A 14,322-nucleotide genomic window follows, 5' to 3' on the forward strand; every position below is an offset into this window, starting at 1 on the left:
CGTCGTCGTCCCCGGGGGAACGGGGTGAGGGTGTCGACTGCGCGGCGGGCCTGTCAACGTTGGCAGGCGGCTGCCGCGGGGGCTCGGGAGCGGACTTCGCGGGGCGGCGCGCCGGTGCCGCCCGCGCGAGCGCGGACTTCGGGGGACGACGCGCCGTCGTCTGGCCCTCGAAGTCCGCAGTCGTCGTCGTCCCCGTCGCCGTCGCTGCGCCGCAACCTGCGAGCGCTCCCGGCGAGCGCTTCGGACTTCTCAGGGAGTGGCTACCTCGATCAGGTGCTCCAGCCCGACGAAGTCGGCGGGATTGCGGGTCAGGAGGCGGAGGTCGTGGGCCAGGGCGGTGGCGGCGATGAGGAGGTCCATGCGGCGCGGCCGCGGGTCGCGCCCGACGGAGCGGACGGCCTGGTCGACCTGCAGGTACGCGAGGAGGACGGGGCGGTCGACCGGGATCGGCGCGAACATCGACTCGATCGCGGTCCAGCGCGTGCGGCGCACCCGCGTCTCGGCAGGGCTGAGGCCGGGGCGGTTGATGCCCGAGGCCAGCTCGACGAGGCTGACGACCGAGACGGCGGAGGCAGTACGGATGGGGTCGTCGCTGATGAGGACGCTGGTGTCCAGCAGGTCCGTCACGCCGAAGCCCAGGGGTCGCGGCTCTCGTCGTCCGTCCGGGAGTCCTCGAGCCAGGCCTGCTGCTGGTCCGCCGTCAGGGTCGGGACGTCGCCCATGACGGCGGCGTACTGCTCCGGGCCGACGACGCGCCGGCGCTCCGTGGGCGGCGGATCCATGCGCAGGACGCCGATCGGCTCGCCGTTGCTCGTGACCATGAGCTCCTCGCCCGCGGCCAGGTCACGCAGGACCTGGCCGCTGGAGTTGCGTAGCTCGCGCTGGCTGATGGTGCGCATGCCGCAACTGTAGCGCGCGCGTGCTACGGCAGTGCTGGCATGGGTCGCTGGCTCCGATGGGGCGGAGGTCGGGCATCTGATGCGTATCAGCAACGCTGAGTGATGGTGCGGCTGAAAGCCGCATTGATACGCATCAGACCGTTGACCCGGCACTCCTCCGCTGGACATGGTCGCCACCTCGATGCGCATCAGCCGCCCCGGCCGGTGCCGACGCCGCGGCCGACGGAGGAGGTGGTGACCGTGACGGACGTCATCCGTCGTCGTCCCCGCCAGGCCGACGTCGCGGCGCTCGCGGGCGTCTCGCAGGCCACGGTCTCGACGGCGCTCGGCACGAGCCCGGCGCGGGCGTCGCTCTCGGCCGGGACGCTCGAGCGGGTGGCGTTGGCCGCCCGGACGCTGGGGTACGTGCCCGACCCGGTGGCCCGGCGGCTCGCGGCGCAGAGCACCGACCTGCTCGGCGTCTACACGTTCACGGACGCCTTCCCCGTCGAGGTCCGTGACTCGTACTACCCCTTCCTCGTCGGCATCGAGCGGTCGGCGGCGCGGCTGGGCTACGACCTGCTCCTCTTCACCGGGACGTCGTCCTCGCGCGGCGGCGAGGCCGTGCAGAAGGTGCGGCTCGCCGACGGCTGCCTCTTCCTCGGCCGCCACGTGCCCGAGGAGCAGCTGCAGCAGCTGCTCGACGCCGGGTACCCCGTCGTCTACGTCGGCCGGCGCACCGAGCTCGGCGGGCGCCTGTCCTACGTCGGCGCCGACTACGTGGCCGGCGCCGCGCAGGTCGTCGACCACCTCGCCGGGCTCGGCCACACGGCGCTGCTCTACGTGCGCGGCACCGACGACGCCGTCGCCTCGGCGGACCGGGAGGAGGGCTTCTGGCGGGCCGTCGCCGCGGCCGGCCTCCGCGGGCAGGTGCAGCGCGCCTACGCCTCGAGCATCGACGCCCGCGCCCTGCAGTCCTGGCGCGCGTCGGGCGTCACCGCCGTCGTCACCGAGGAGAACGACGCCAACGACCTCCTGGCCGCGCTCCTCGCCGCCGCGCGCGACGCCGACGTGGCCGTCCCGCAGGACATGTCGCTCGCCGTGCTCGGTGAGTGCGGCGGCCTCGAGCCCGCACCGCGCGTGACGGGCTTCGCGCTGCCCCGGCAGCAGATGGGCGAGGACGCCGCGGCGCTCCTCGTCGACCTCGTCACCGGGCGTCGCACCGGCACCGTCCAGGAGCTGCTCGTCCCGAGCCTGCTCGTCGGCGAGACCACCGGTCCGCCGCCTCCCGCCTGACCACCGACCCACCCCGCAGCACGACCCGCGCGGCCCCACCCGGCCCGCCTCCCCACCCATGCCGAGGAGACCCATGCCGTCCCCGCACCAGACCCTCACCACCGACGTCGCCGTCATCGGCGGCGGGCTCGGAGGGGTGGCCGCCGCCCTGGCCGTCTGCCGTTCCGGGCGTTCCGTGGTGCTCACCGAGGAGACCGACTGGCTCGGAGGGCAGCTCACTTCCCAGGCGGTGCCCCCGGACGAGCACCCCTGGATCGAGCACTTCGGCGCGACGGCGAGCTACCGCGCGCTGCGCGAGGGCATCCGCGACCACTACCGGCGCACCTACCCGCTGCGCCCCGAGGCGGCGGCGCTCGCGGACCTCAACCCGGGCGCCGGGCGGGTGAGCAAGCTGTGCCACGAGCCGCGCGTCGCCGTCGCAGTCATCGAGGAGATGCTCGCGCCGTTCCGCAGCGCTGGGCGCCTGGTGGTGCTCACCGAGCACCGGCCCACGGCCGTGGCCGTGGACGGCGACGCGGTGCGCTCGGTCACGGTTCGCGGGCGGGAGGGCCGCGAGGTCGAAGTCACCGCTCCCTACGTGCTGGACGCCACCGAGACCGGCGAGCTGCTCGCCCTCGGCGGCGTCGAGCACGTCACCGGCGCCGAGGCGCGCTCGGAGCACGACGAGCCGCACGCCCCGGAGGAGGTTCAGCCCCGCAACCAGCAGGGCATCACCTTCTGCTTCGCCGTCTCCCACCACGAGGGCGAGGACCACACCGTCCCCCGCCCCGAGATGTACGACTTCTGGCGCTCCTACCGCCCCGACTTCTGGCCCGGGCCGCTGCTGGGCTTCTCGGCGCCCGACCCGCGCACGCTCGAGGCCCACGGCCGCACGCTGGAGCCGAACCCCGACACGGACCCCCTCGCGGTGACGGCCGACCAGAGCGCCGACGCCGGCGACAAGGAGCTGTGGGGCTTCCGCCGCATCCTCGCCCGGCGCCTGTTCGCCGACGGCGCCTTCGACTCAGACATCTGCCTGGTGAACTGGCCGCTCAACGACTACTGGCTCAAGCCCCTCGTCACCGACGACCCGCAGGAGGCCGAGCAGGCGCTGCACGAGGCGCGGCAGCTTTCCCTGTCGCTGCTGCACTGGCTGCAGACGGAGGCGCCGCGGCCTGACGGCGGCACCGGCTTCCCGGGCCTGCGCCTGCGCGGCGACGTCACGGGCTCCGAGGACGGCCTGGCCAAGGCGGCGTACGTCCGCGAGTCCCGGCGCATCCGCGCGCTCACCACGGTGACCGAGTACGACGTCTCCGCCGAGCTCGCCGGCAGCAGCCCGACCCGGCGGGAGGACTCGGTCGGCGTGGGCAGCTACCGCCTCGACCTGCACCCCTCCACCGGCGGCGACAACTACGTCGACATCCCGAGCGTCCCCTTCGAGATCCCCGTCGGGGCGCTGCTGCCGGTGCGCGTCACCAACCTGCTGCCGGCGGGCAAGACGCTCGGCACGACGCATATCAGCAACGGCTGCTTCCGGCTCCACCCGGTGGAGTGGAACGTCGGCGAGGTCGCCGGCGCGATGGCCGTGCACGCCCTCGCCACCGGGCGGGCGCCGCGCGACCTGCACGCCGACCCGGAGCACTTCGCGGACCTGGCGCGCGAGCTCGACCGCCAGGGCGTGCAGCGCCACTGGCCGGTCGTCGCCTCCTACTGACGACGCCCCCGACGGCCGCCCGACGGCGGCCCTGCTGACGACAGTCCCGTGCACACCGAGGAGAGAGGTCACGACGACGTGGCACCACAGGAGCAGGACCACCCCGCCCGGTCACCGATCAGGGTCGGCATCGACGTCGGCGGCACCTTCACCGACGCCGTCGCCGTCGATGCCACGACCCTGCAGCTGGTCGGCGAGACGAAGACCCCGACGAGCCACGACCACCCCGACGGCGTCGCCCACGGCATCGTCACCGGGTTGCACGAGCTGCTGCGGCACACCGGTCACCGACCCGAGGACGTCGTCTTCCTCGCCCACGGCACGACGCAGGCCACCAACGCGCTGCTCGAGGGGGACGTCGCTCCGGTCGGGCTCGTCGGCATCGGCTCCGGGCCGTCGTCCTTCTTCGTCAAGCGCCTGGCGGGCCTCGCCAAGCTCGAGCTGACCGAGGGGTCGCGGCTGCCGCTGGAGTTCCGGCACCTGCGCCGCGCGGACGACACGGCCGCCGTCGACGCCGTGCTCGACGACCTCGAGGGCCGCGGCATCGCCTCGCTCGTCGTCACCGAGCCCTTCAGCGTCGACGACAGCGCGGGGGAGAGCGCCGTCGCCGAGCGGGCCCGCAGCCGTGGCTTCCTCGTGACGGCGACGCACGACATCTCCTCGCTGTACGGCCTGAGCAAGCGCACCCGCACGGCCGTCCTCAACGCGGTCATCCTCCCGCGGATGTTCGCGACGGCTGAGCTCGTGCAGGCGAGCATCGACGCCGCCGGCATCACCGCCCCGCTCATGGTCATGCGCTGCGACGGCGGGGTCATGTCGCTGGACGAGATGCGCCGTCGGCCCCTGCTGACTGTCCTGTCCGGCCCGGCGGCCGGGGTCGCGGGGGCGCTCATGCAGGAGCGCCTCAGCGACGGCGTCTTCCTCGAGACCGGGGGCACGTCCACGGACGTCTCGGTGGTCCGGCGGGGCAAGGTCGCCGTCCAGTACACGCGCTTCGGCGGGTCTTCCACGTTCCTCACGGCTCTCGACGTGCGCACCGTCGGCATCGGCGGCGGGTCGATGGTGCGGGCGCGCCTCGGGCAGGGCGGTGACGTCGTCGCCGTCGGCCCGCGCAGCGCCCACATCGCCGGCCTGCCCTACGCGTGCTTCGCGGCCCCCGACGCTCTCGAGGGCGCCCGCCTCGCCGCGGTCGCGCCCAAGCCCGGTGACCCCGCGGACCACGTGGTGCTCGAGGCGGTCGACGGCGCGCGCTACGCCGTGACCCTCACGTGCGCGGCCAACGCGCTGGGGCTCGTCCCCGGGGATGCCTACGCCGCCTCGGACCCGCGGGCGGCGAGGCTCGCCCTCGAGCCGCTCGCCGCCGCGCTCGGCCTCCAGGCCGAGGAGGCCGCCACCCGGGTGCTCCGGGCCGCGGCCGCCCCCGTCCGCGAGGTCGTCGACGCGCTCGTGCGCGACTACGGCCTCGAGGACGAGCACGTCCGCCTCGTCGGCGGGGGCGGCGGCGCCGCCGCCGTCACGCCCTTCGTCGGCCGCGAGAGCGGTCGCGAGTGGGGCATCGCCGCGCACAGCGAGGTCATCAGCCCCATCGGGGTCGCCCTCGCGCTCATCCGCGAGCAGGTCGAGCGTGTCATCCCCGGCGCCACCGACCAGCAGGTCCTCGGCGTCCGCCACGAGGCCGAGCAGGCCGTCATCGCCCAGGGGGCCGCCCCCGAGGGCGTCGAGGTCGACGTCACCGTCGACCCGCAGTCGAGCACCGTGCGGGCCGTCGCGACGGGCGCCACGGAGCTGCGGACGCAGGACCGCTCCGCCCGCCTCGACCGCTCCGAGCTCGACGGGCTGGCGGCGCGCAGCCTCGACGTCGCGGCGGGGGACATCAGCGTCCTCGCGGAGACGCCGCACCACGTCGTCTACGGCGGCCCGTCGACCCGTCGCCTGCTCGGGCGGCCGCGCCGGCCCGTGCGGGTGCTCGACCGCGACGGCGTCGTCCGCCTCGTCTCGCGCGACGCCCACGTCGAGCAGTCCACCGTCGGCGCCGCCGGCGAGCTGCTGCCGCGCGTCATCAGCGCCCGGACGAGCTACGGCGACGGCGGCTCTCGGGCCCCGGCGGTGCAGCTGCTCGTCGGGGCCCGCATCTCCGACCTCTCCGGCGTCCTCGACGAGAGCTCGCTCGTCTCCCTGGCCCGCACCGAGCTCGAGGGCCGAGCGGGCGACGAGGACCTCGTCGCCGTCCTCGAGGTGCGCTCGTGAGCGCGCCGGCCGCCGTCCTCGACCGGGCCCGCCGTCCGGGCCCGGGAGCGCTCGCCCGCGCCCGAGCGCTCGGCGGGCGCAGCGACGTCGATCTCGGCGCGGACCTCCTGCGCGGCGTCCCGACGAACGACGGCCGCGGCGAGGAGCTCCTGCGGCAGGTCAGCGAGCGCGCCCAGGCCTTCGGGCGGCGCATGGCCGCCGCCTCGGAGGGCGCGGGCGAACCCGGCCGCGTCGTCGAGCGCGACGACGGCCTGGACAGACCGGACCCGGTGGTGGCCCGCTACCTCCACCGCGAGGGCGTCGTCGAGGTCTTCACCGACGCGGTCGCCCTGTGCGAGGACCTCGTCGAGCAGCTCGGGTGGCGCGCCTGGTTCCCCACCGGGTCGGTGCGCGGGGCCGCCGTCGCGCACGAGCGGGCGCACCACCTCGTGGCCGAGCGCCACGCGGCCGAGCTGCGGGCCGCCGTCGGCGTGCCTGCGCTGCGCCTCGGCCGGTGGGTCCGCTGGGCTCACGTCGCCGGCGCCGAGGAACTCGCCGCCCACGCCTTCGCCCAGCAGGCGCTCGGCCTCGGCCGCTCGCCGCTGCTCGTGACCGCGGCGGCCACGACCTGCCTCGAGGCGGCGCTCGCGCCGCCCTCCCGCACCGACGTCGTCAAGGAGTCCTGACCGTGGCCGTCGCCATCCTCGTCATCATGGCCCTCGGGGTCGCCCTCATCCTCAGCGGCAAGGTGCCGACCGCCTTCGCCCTCGTCCTGCTCTCGGTGGGCATCGCGCTCGTCGCCGGCGCCCCCCTCGTGGGCGAGGAGGGCAGCGTCCTGCAGACCGTCCTGCAGGACGGCTCGACCCGGCTCGCCTCCACGATGATCGCCATCCTCATCGGCTCGTGGCTCGGCTCGCTCATGCGGGACACGGCCATCGCCAGCACTCTCGTGCGCAAGACGGTGGAGTTCGCCGGTGACCGGCCGGTGGTCGTGGCCCTCGGCGTCCTCGTCGTCTCCGCGCTCGTCGGCACCGTCACCGGCTCCGCCCCCGCGGCGCTGCTGGCCGGGGTCATCGGTATCCCGGCGATGGTCGCCGTCGGCGTCCCCAAGGTCACCGCGGCCGGGACGATCCTCGTCGGCATCGGCGTGGGCGTGCCCTTCGAGCTGCCCGTCTGGCAGTTCTTCTCCTCGGCGCTGGACCTGTCGATCGCCGAGGTCCGCTCCTACATGGTGTTCCTCTTCCCCTTCGCCCTCGTGGGCGCCCTCGGCTTCGTCTTCGTCGAGGTGCGCCGGCGCGGGACCGTGCACGCCTGGTCGCTCACCTCCTCGACCGGCCGCGGCAGCGCCCCGAGCCGCCGCGAGCGGCTCGGCGACGCGCCCTGGTACTCGCTCCTGACGCCGCTCGTGCCCATCGTCCTGGCGCTGGGGCTGACCGTGCCGATCATCCCGTCGCTGCTCGCGGGCGTCCTCTACGCCGCCCTGACGACCACACGCCCCCGCGACCTCGCGACGCGGCTGCTGCGGACCCTGTACGACGGCTTCACCGTGGCCGCGCCGCCGATCACCCTGTTCGTGGCCATCGGGATGTTGCTGGCCGCGGTCAACCTCCCGGCCGCGGTCGACGCCCTCACGCCGGTGGTCGAGGCCGTCGCGCCCACGAACCCGTGGCTCTACGTGCTCGTCTTCTCGGTGCTCGTGCCGCTGTGCCTCTTCCGCGGGCCCCTCAACATCTTCGGGCTCGGCGCCGGCGTCGCCGGGGCGCTGACGGCGGTCGGCACGTTCTCCCCGCTCGCGGTGCTCGGGCTGATGGCCTCTTACAACCAGGTGCTCGGCGTCTCGGACCCGACGAGCACGCAGACCGTGTGGGCCTCGCAGTACGCCGGCACCAAGCCGCAGCAGGTCATGGTGCGCACGCTGCCGTACATGTGGGTCGTCGCCGTCGGCGGTATCGCGACGTCGGCGGTGCTGTACCTGTGACCCCGGCTGCCGGGCGCGGCGCGCGTCAAGGAGCCCGCGCCACGCCTCGTCCGGTGGCGTGCGGTCGCCGCCCGGCGACCCGCGCGCTGGTGAGAGGCCCTTGTTCAGCCGGTCGTGGGGCCGGGCACCACCTGCACCTCGCACACGCCCCGGGCGGCCGCTGCAAGACGTACGTCCCCGGTGACGAGAGGGCATCCCAGCGCCTCAGCGAGCGCTACGTAGCACCCGTCGTACGCGCTGATGTTCCGTCGCAGAGCGAGCGCCCGCCCGACCAGCCGCAGGGTGGGGACTCGCTCGAGGTCCAACCGCTCGAGGTGGCCGACCGCGGTCTCGAGGCGGGCGTCGTCGAGGTGGCCGCGCAGCCACCGCTTCCGGAGCATCGAGGCGGTCTCCACGTCGACGAGGTCGGGCGCCGTCAGCCCGCCGGAGGAGCGCAGAGCGGCCCGGGCGAGGACGCCGTCATCGTCGTCGTCGGCCAGGGCGTTGGCCACGACGGACGCGTCGACGACGATCACCGCGCGGTGCTCGTCGAGGTCATCGCCCGTTGCGCTCGTCGTCGAGGTCGGCGACGGCGGCCGCAAGGCCGACGCGCCCGCCGCGCTGCTGCTCGACGTCGTCGAGCAGCTCGGCGACGGACCGTCGCCGAGCGACCTCGCGCAGCTCCTCGACGAGGAGCTGCTGCATCGACTGGTGCCGCCGCGCCGCCGTCCGCTGCAGGGCCGCGTGGACGTCGTCCGGCACGTCGCGGACGAGGATGTTGACCATGCTTGCAGTGTGCTTTCGCCCGGCGTTTGCCGGCAAGCCCTAGCCGCGGACCCACCAGCGCGGCCGCGGAGCTGCGGCTCCCCTCCGACGAGGAGGCGCGCCCTGTCGTCAGTTTCGGTTCAGCCCGTGCCGGCGGGTGTCCAGCGCCGTCTTGAAGTGGCTCTCCGTCTCGTCGACCACCCGCGTCGGCGTCGCCGGGTCGAAGACCCGGAGGATCGAGTAGCGGAACGTCGCCGGGTCGAGGATGCGGAGCTCCACGTTTCCGCCGTGCCCGTTGGCGGCGTAGGCGCCCCAGCGCTGGCGGAGGCTCTCGGCGCCGTCGGCCTTGCCGACGTACTGCCGGCCGTCCCGGGTGTCGGTGATGAGGTAGACGCCGACGACCGACGCCAGGGCGGTCCGCCAGCTCGCGTACCGGTGGTCCCGCATGACCGCCTCCAGCTGCGCGCGGTCCAGCACGAGCCGGTCGAAGCCGGGGAAGGGGACCGGGTGCGCGTCGGCGATCTCCGCGACCGGGTACCCGGCCGCCGTCGGACCGTTGAGCCGCCAGGTGCGCGGCGACCTCCAGCCGATGACGAGCCGGTCGTCCAGGTCGGCCAGGTGCCCCGAGGGGACCAGGTCGAAGGTGCGCAGCGCGCCGTCGTTCGACACCTCACCGCGGTTCTCGAGCACCGACCAGAGGCGTGCGCGGTCGCCGCCCTCACGGAGGAAGACCACCCAGAGCCGCGGCGGGGTGGCCGGGAAGATCCGCGGCGACGCCGACTGCTGGCGCGTGTAGGCGAGGATCTCGTCGTCGGTCGAGTCCGCGTGGATCCCGGGCAGTCCGGTGTCTTCGTGCTCACGGACGAAGGCGTGGCGGATTGCCTGGGCGTCGGAGGCGTCGACGCCAGCGCTGCGCAGGACGTCCCCGAGCGTCAGGGTCATGGGGTCCAGCTCCCTAGTGGCTGTTGGTTCGTTCGCCGAGGGCCATAATGGCTGATCTGTCAGGCGTGAGGAGCGTTATGGCCGTCAAGACGACACCCGCGCGCGTCCAGCGCGCCGGCCAGGACATCGGCGCCCAGCTCGCCGCGTGGCGCAAGCTGCAGGACCTCACCGCGCAGCAGGTCGCCGAACGTGCGGGTATCTCGCGGGACACCCTGCGGCGCCTCGAGCACGGCGAGGTCGGCGTCAGCCTGGAGACCGTGCTGGGCGTCGCGCGGGCGCTCGGGGCGCTGGACCGGCTCGTCGAGGCGCTCGACCCGTGGCAGACCGACCTCGGCCGCGCCCGGGCCGGGGCGTCGCTGCCGCAACGGGTGCGGCGGTGAGCATGCCGATCACCGAGCTGCAGGTCCACGTCGACCTTGGCGGGTCCCCGACCCGTGCCGGGACGGCGTACCTGACGCACGGACGGCGCGGCGGCGTGACGACGTCCTTCGCCTACGACACGGCCTACCTCGCCGACCCGCGCGGCGTCGACCTCGAGCCGGCGCTGCCGCGCCGCTCCGGGCAGCAGTACGTCGACGGCCTGCCCGGCTGCTTCGGCGACTCGGCGCCGGACCGCTGGGGGCGGATGCTCCTCGACAAGCGGCACCGCGCCGCCCAGCGCACGGCGGAGCGTCGGCTGCCCTCGCTCACGGACGCCGACTACCTCGTCGGCGTCAGCGACCTGACGCGTCAGGGCGACCTCCGATTCAGCGTCGGCGGCGGCACCTTCCTCGACCCGGGGCACGACGTGCCGAAGCTCGTGGCGCTGCCGCACCTGCTCGACGCCGCGGACCACGCCGATGTCGGCGACGACCTCGCCGCCGTGAAGGAGCTGCTCGACGCCGGCTCCGGCTCGCTGGGCGGAGCCCGACCGAAGGCGTCCGTGCGGGGGGACGACGAGCGGCTGCTCATCGCGAAGTTCCCCCACCGCAGCGACGACTGGGACGTCATGGCGTGGGAGGCGACCGTCCTCGACCTGGCGGAGGCGGCCGGTGTCCGCACGCCGTCCCGCCGGCTCGTGCGGGTCGGCGGTCGGTCGGTCCTGCTGCTCGAGCGCTTCGACCGAGATCCTGAGGGTCGACGCACCGGCTACCTCAGCGCGATGAGCCTGCTCGGCGCCAGGGACGGCGACGAGCGCGACTACCTCGACATCGCCGAGGCCCTGCCCGAGCAGGGGGCGCAGGTGACCACCGACCTCGCCGAGCTCTACCGCCGGGTCGTCCTGAGCGTCGCCGTGCACAGCACCGACGACCACCTCCGCAACCACGGCTTCCTGCGCGCACGCGGAGGGTGGCGGTTGAGCCCGGTCTTCGACGTGAACCCCGAGCCGGACCCCGGGCGCGGTCGGGTGACGAGCATCGCCGGCGCCGTCGCGCCCGACGACGAGCCGGACGGGCTGCTCGCCCTGGCCGCCGAGTGCCGCCTCGACGCGGGGGAGGCGCGGGCCGTCGTGCGCGAGGTCTGCGGCGCCGTCGCAGGTTGGCGAGAGGTCGCTGGTCGCCACGGCATCGGTGCCGGCGAGCGGCAACGCTTCGCCGAGATGCTCGACGAGCGCGCGCAGGCGCTGGTGCGGCTCGCCGGCTGAGCGTGGCCGTCACCTGACGCTCACGAGGTGGCGGTCGCCGTTCTTCGGACCGGCAGCGGTCACGCTGCCTACGGTGCCGACCATGATCGACTTCGCGAACGGCACCTTCCTCAAGCTGGCTCCTGTCAACCCCGCGGAGGTCGGTGAGGGCGTCGCCGAGCTGCTCGTCCCCGGTGAGCGCGTGCTCCAGGCCTTCAAGGCGATCCGCGACTACGTCGTCTTCACGGACAAGCGCCTCATCGCCGTCAACGTCCAGGGGCTGACGGGCAAGAAGAAGGACTTCACGAGCCTGCCCTACTCCAAGGTGCAGGCCTTCAGCGTGGAGACGGCCGGCACGCTCGACCTCGACGCCGAGCTCGACCTGTGGTTCAGCGGTCTCGGGAAGGTGCGGCTGGAGTTCAAGGGCCGCGCGGACATCCGTCAGCTCGGGCAGCTGATCGCCCAGCACGTCCTCTGATCGGTGGTCCCCGACCCCGAGCGCTGCTCTGCTCGCGGTCGGAGACGGAGGCATCCAGGTGACAGTGCCGGCGGGCTGCACCGGTTGGTCGGCGCTGCACCGAGGCTCGGCGCATGAGCGAGCTCGAGGTCCGACCCTGGCGCCGCTACGGCCACGACCGCCTGTACGTGCAGCGGCCGGACGGCGAGCGGCTCGGCTACTGGGACTGCGCTGCCGGCACGGCCGTCCTCGCGGACGGGTGCGACGACGCGGGGCGGGCGGCTTTCGACGCCGCGCTCGCCCATCATCCCGGTGTCGTGCGCCCGCGAGCCGCGCCCGAGCAGCTGGACGTCGCGGCAGAGGAGGCGGTGGGCGTCCCGGTGCCCCGCGCGTCCGCTGCAGCGGAGGTCTCGGCCGCCGTGCCGGTGCTGCCCGTGAGGGAGGCCGCCGCCGAGGTCCCGTGGACCGACCTCGCCGCCACCCGTCCCGGCGCCGCGGCGCGGGCCAAGGCGCTCGAGCTGCGGCAGACCTCGCCCGTCCGGACGTTCCTCACCCGGCTTCTCGGGGTCCACACCGAGGAGCGGGCGTGGCGGATCGGCGCGGACGGCGAGGAGGCCGTCGCCGCGCAGCTCCTCCGTCTCGGCGAGCGGTGGAAGGTGCTTCACGCCGTGCCCGTCGGCGACCGGGGCAGCGACATCGACCACGTCGTCGTCGGTCCGGGCGGCGTCTTCACCGTCAACACCAAGCACCACCCGCGGGCGCGCGTCTGGATCGGTGGCGGCACGTTCATCGTGAACGGCCAGCGGGTGCCGTACGTGCGCAACAGCCGGCACGAGGCGCGTCGCGCGGCCCGGCTGCTCGCCGCAGCGGGCGCGGGGCCCGTGGACGTGACCGGCGTGGTCGCCGTCGTGGGCGCCCGCGGGGGCCTGACCATCCGTCGCCAGCCGGACGACGTCGTCGTCGTCACGAGCCGACGGCGGCTGGCTCGCTGGCTCGCCGCCCAGCCCGAGCGGCTGACCGACGGCGAGGTGGCGCGGCTCCACGACATCGCCCGCCGCTCGGACACGTGGGTGCGCCCGTCCGGCCGCTGACACGGAGGTCCGCCGCCGGGTTGGCCGCACGTCGACGCGGTAGAGAGCGTCGTCGTGCGGCCAAACGGCGCTCAGGCAGCGCCGCCGGCCCCGACGGAGGGCGTCACCTCCCGGCGTCGTCCCCCGTCGGCGGCGCCGCGGGGACGGCGCCCGGTCCCAGTGGCACGACCGCGGTGCTGCTCGGCACGTCGACGACGCCGAGCGCCCGCACCGACCGGGGCACGAGCACGGCGCTCGCGAGCATGACGACGGCGGCGACGAGGCAGGCGACCTGCCAGGAGCTCGCGTCGAACAGGACGCCGGCCGCCAGGGCGCCGGCCGCGCCGCCGCCCAGCTCGGCGGACTCGTAGAGCCCCAGCCCGCGACCGGCCGCCTCGCCGGAGGCCTCGGCGACGACCGCCTGCTGGATCGGCGCGACGGCCGCCACCGCGACGGCGGACAGCACCCACAGCACGGCGACGAGGACGGCGCCGGGCGAGGTGGACAGGCCGACGGCGAGGGCGCTGCTCGCGACGAGCGCGACGACGAGGGTCCGCCGCCGCCCGTGGCGCAGCACCGCCCGGTGCAGCCGCGGCGCCAGCACGCTCGCGGCCACCGACCCGGGCAGGAAGACGAGCGCGGCGGGCCCGAGGTCGAGGCCGAGGTCGCGCTGCAGGTGGAGCAGCAGGAGGTAGCCGATCGCGGAGCCGGCAGCCGAGCGCAGCGCGACGGCGGCGAGCATGGGGCGCAGGCGCCGACCGAGCGAGCGCAGGCCGTCCGCCGTGGCGCGGCCGTCGACGTGCGGACGGGCCGGTCGTGCCGGCGCACCCAGCAGCGCGAGCGCCCCGGCCGCGCAGGCGGCGGCGCACGCCCACAGGACGCCGCCGTAGCCCAGCACCGGGTAGACGAGCGCGAGCCCGGCGACGAAGGCGACCCACGAGCCGGTCTCCTCGGCCGAGAACAGGCGGGCGTAGGCGGAGGAGTCCTCCGCGAGCCGCTCCCCGACGACCGCGCGCAGGCTCACCCACACCAGGGACCCGCCGACGCCGCCGACCGCCGCGGCGGCGAGGGCGACGCCGAGGGAGCCCGCGAGCGTTGCCGTCGCGTACCCGGCGCAGGACAGCGCGTACAGCCCCGCACCGGCCGCCGCGACGAGCCGGCGCTCCCGGCGGTCGGCGAGCACCCCGGCGAGCGGGCGCGCCAGCAGCGCGACCGCCATCTCTAGGGCGACGAGCACACCGACGCCGACCGCGCTGGCCCCGAGCGCGGCGCCGGCCCACAGCGGCAGGACGAAGTCGAGCAGGTCCGTCGGACCGCCGACGAGGGCGGCTGCCCGCAGCGCCGCGGCCTCCCGGCGCTGCCCGGCCTCCGTGTGCTCCACCCCCCGCGGCACGGGAGGACTGTTCCACGGCGGGAGGTCCTGCGGGAGGGGTCG

General features: G+C 75.1%; 15 protein-coding genes. 9 read left to right on the top strand and 6 right to left on the bottom strand.

Translation table 11 applies throughout. The annotated features are described in order from the left end of the window. Positions 1–249: 249 nt before the first annotated feature. Entirely contained in the window at positions 250–627 is a 378-nt protein-coding gene (locus WDZ17_RS00925) for a PIN domain-containing protein (RefSeq protein WP_339573248.1), read from the bottom strand. Next, positions 624–899 carry a type II toxin-antitoxin system Phd/YefM family antitoxin gene (locus tag WDZ17_RS00930; RefSeq protein WP_339573249.1) on the bottom strand — a complete coding sequence of 92 codons (276 nt, stop codon included), beginning with the start codon at positions 897–899 and terminating at the stop codon, positions 624–626. The genes WDZ17_RS00925 and WDZ17_RS00930 overlap by 4 nt, the downstream gene beginning before the upstream one ends. Positions 900–1,139: 240 nt before the next feature. On the opposite strand from WDZ17_RS00930, the gene WDZ17_RS00935 reads away from it, so the two are divergent. The 5 genes from WDZ17_RS00935 to WDZ17_RS00955 all read left to right on the top strand — a co-directional run bounded on the left by WDZ17_RS00935 (position 1,140) and on the right by WDZ17_RS00955 (position 8,071). Then, positions 1,140–2,174, top strand: a complete 1,035-nt coding sequence (locus WDZ17_RS00935; protein ID WP_339573250.1) for a LacI family DNA-binding transcriptional regulator — start codon at positions 1,140–1,142, stop codon at positions 2,172–2,174. A 73-nt stretch (positions 2,175–2,247) separates the two neighbouring features. Beyond that, positions 2,248–3,867 (top strand): FAD-dependent oxidoreductase, encoded by a 1,620-nt coding sequence (locus WDZ17_RS00940; RefSeq protein WP_339573251.1) that lies wholly within the window; start codon positions 2,248–2,250, stop codon positions 3,865–3,867. A gap of 78 nt (positions 3,868–3,945) precedes the next feature. Continuing rightward, positions 3,946–6,114, top strand: coding sequence for a hydantoinase/oxoprolinase family protein (locus tag WDZ17_RS00945; protein ID WP_339573252.1), 2,169 nt, complete (start codon positions 3,946–3,948; stop codon positions 6,112–6,114). Then, a complete protein-coding gene (locus WDZ17_RS00950) occupies positions 6,111–6,779 on the top strand; it encodes a hypothetical protein (protein ID WP_339573253.1) in 669 nt (222 codons plus the stop codon). The genes WDZ17_RS00945 and WDZ17_RS00950 overlap by 4 nt, the downstream gene beginning before the upstream one ends. A gap of 2 nt (positions 6,780–6,781) precedes the next feature. Further along, the gene (locus WDZ17_RS00955) at positions 6,782–8,071 is read left to right on the top strand and encodes a hypothetical protein (protein WP_339573254.1); all 1,290 of its coding nucleotides are present in this window, start codon (positions 6,782–6,784) and stop codon (positions 8,069–8,071) included. A gap of 104 nt (positions 8,072–8,175) precedes the next feature. On the opposite strand, the gene WDZ17_RS00960 is transcribed toward WDZ17_RS00955, so the two are convergent. From WDZ17_RS00960 to WDZ17_RS00970, 3 genes are all read right to left on the bottom strand, one after another. Continuing rightward, positions 8,176–8,586, bottom strand: coding sequence for a type II toxin-antitoxin system VapC family toxin (locus WDZ17_RS00960; RefSeq protein ID WP_339573255.1), 411 nt, complete (start codon positions 8,584–8,586; stop codon positions 8,176–8,178). A 19-nt stretch (positions 8,587–8,605) separates the two neighbouring features. Further along, positions 8,606–8,836 carry a FitA-like ribbon-helix-helix domain-containing protein gene (locus WDZ17_RS00965; protein ID WP_339573256.1) on the bottom strand — a complete coding sequence of 77 codons (231 nt, stop codon included), beginning with the start codon at positions 8,834–8,836 and terminating at the stop codon, positions 8,606–8,608. Positions 8,837–8,944: 108 nt separating this feature from the next. Beyond that, positions 8,945–9,757: a GIY-YIG nuclease family protein gene (locus WDZ17_RS00970; RefSeq protein WP_339573257.1), complete on the bottom strand. Its 813-nt coding sequence runs from the start codon at positions 9,755–9,757 to the stop codon at positions 8,945–8,947. A gap of 77 nt (positions 9,758–9,834) precedes the next feature. On the opposite strand from WDZ17_RS00970, the gene WDZ17_RS00975 reads away from it, so the two are divergent. From WDZ17_RS00975 to WDZ17_RS00990, 4 genes are all read left to right on the top strand, one after another. Then, a complete protein-coding gene (locus tag WDZ17_RS00975) occupies positions 9,835–10,137 on the top strand; it encodes a helix-turn-helix domain-containing protein (protein ID WP_339573258.1) in 303 nt (100 codons plus the stop codon). 2 nt (positions 10,138–10,139) lie between these two features. After that, on the top strand, positions 10,140–11,381 hold the full coding sequence (locus WDZ17_RS00980; RefSeq protein ID WP_339573510.1) for a type II toxin-antitoxin system HipA family toxin: 1,242 nt from the start codon (positions 10,140–10,142) through the stop codon (positions 11,379–11,381). A gap of 82 nt (positions 11,382–11,463) precedes the next feature. Next, a complete protein-coding gene (locus tag WDZ17_RS00985; RefSeq protein ID WP_339573259.1) occupies positions 11,464–11,838 on the top strand; it encodes a PH domain-containing protein in 375 nt (124 codons plus the stop codon). A 113-nt stretch (positions 11,839–11,951) separates the two neighbouring features. After that, positions 11,952–12,908, top strand: coding sequence for a nuclease-related domain-containing protein (locus WDZ17_RS00990; protein WP_339573260.1), 957 nt, complete (start codon positions 11,952–11,954; stop codon positions 12,906–12,908). Positions 12,909–13,011: 103 nt separating this feature from the next. Here the strand turns inward: WDZ17_RS00990 and WDZ17_RS00995 are convergent, their stop codons facing one another. Further along, positions 13,012–14,268, bottom strand: a complete 1,257-nt coding sequence (locus WDZ17_RS00995) for an MFS transporter (RefSeq protein ID WP_339573261.1) — start codon at positions 14,266–14,268, stop codon at positions 13,012–13,014. Positions 14,269–14,322: the final 54 nt, after the last annotated feature.

Source organism: Pseudokineococcus basanitobsidens, from assembly GCF_037482545.1.
In the GTDB taxonomy this organism is placed as follows: domain Bacteria; phylum Actinomycetota; class Actinomycetes; order Actinomycetales; family Quadrisphaeraceae; genus Pseudokineococcus; species Pseudokineococcus basanitobsidens.

Coding starts and splice junctions, on each gene's coding strand:
- WDZ17_RS00980 (WP_339573510.1), top strand. CDS start 10,140: ATGCCGATCACCGAGCTGCAGGTCCACGTCGACCTTGGCGGGTCCCCG.
- WDZ17_RS00970 (WP_339573257.1), bottom strand. CDS start 9,757: ATGACCCTGACGCTCGGGGACGTCCTGCGCAGCGCTGGCGTCGACGCC.
- WDZ17_RS00940 (WP_339573251.1), top strand. CDS start 2,248: ATGCCGTCCCCGCACCAGACCCTCACCACCGACGTCGCCGTCATCGGC.
- WDZ17_RS00930 (WP_339573249.1), bottom strand. CDS start 899: ATGCGCACCATCAGCCAGCGCGAGCTACGCAACTCCAGCGGCCAGGTC.
- WDZ17_RS00985 (WP_339573259.1), top strand. CDS start 11,464: ATGATCGACTTCGCGAACGGCACCTTCCTCAAGCTGGCTCCTGTCAAC.
- WDZ17_RS00965 (WP_339573256.1), bottom strand. CDS start 8,836: ATGGTCAACATCCTCGTCCGCGACGTGCCGGACGACGTCCACGCGGCC.
- WDZ17_RS00975 (WP_339573258.1), top strand. CDS start 9,835: ATGGCCGTCAAGACGACACCCGCGCGCGTCCAGCGCGCCGGCCAGGAC.
- WDZ17_RS00990 (WP_339573260.1), top strand. CDS start 11,952: ATGAGCGAGCTCGAGGTCCGACCCTGGCGCCGCTACGGCCACGACCGC.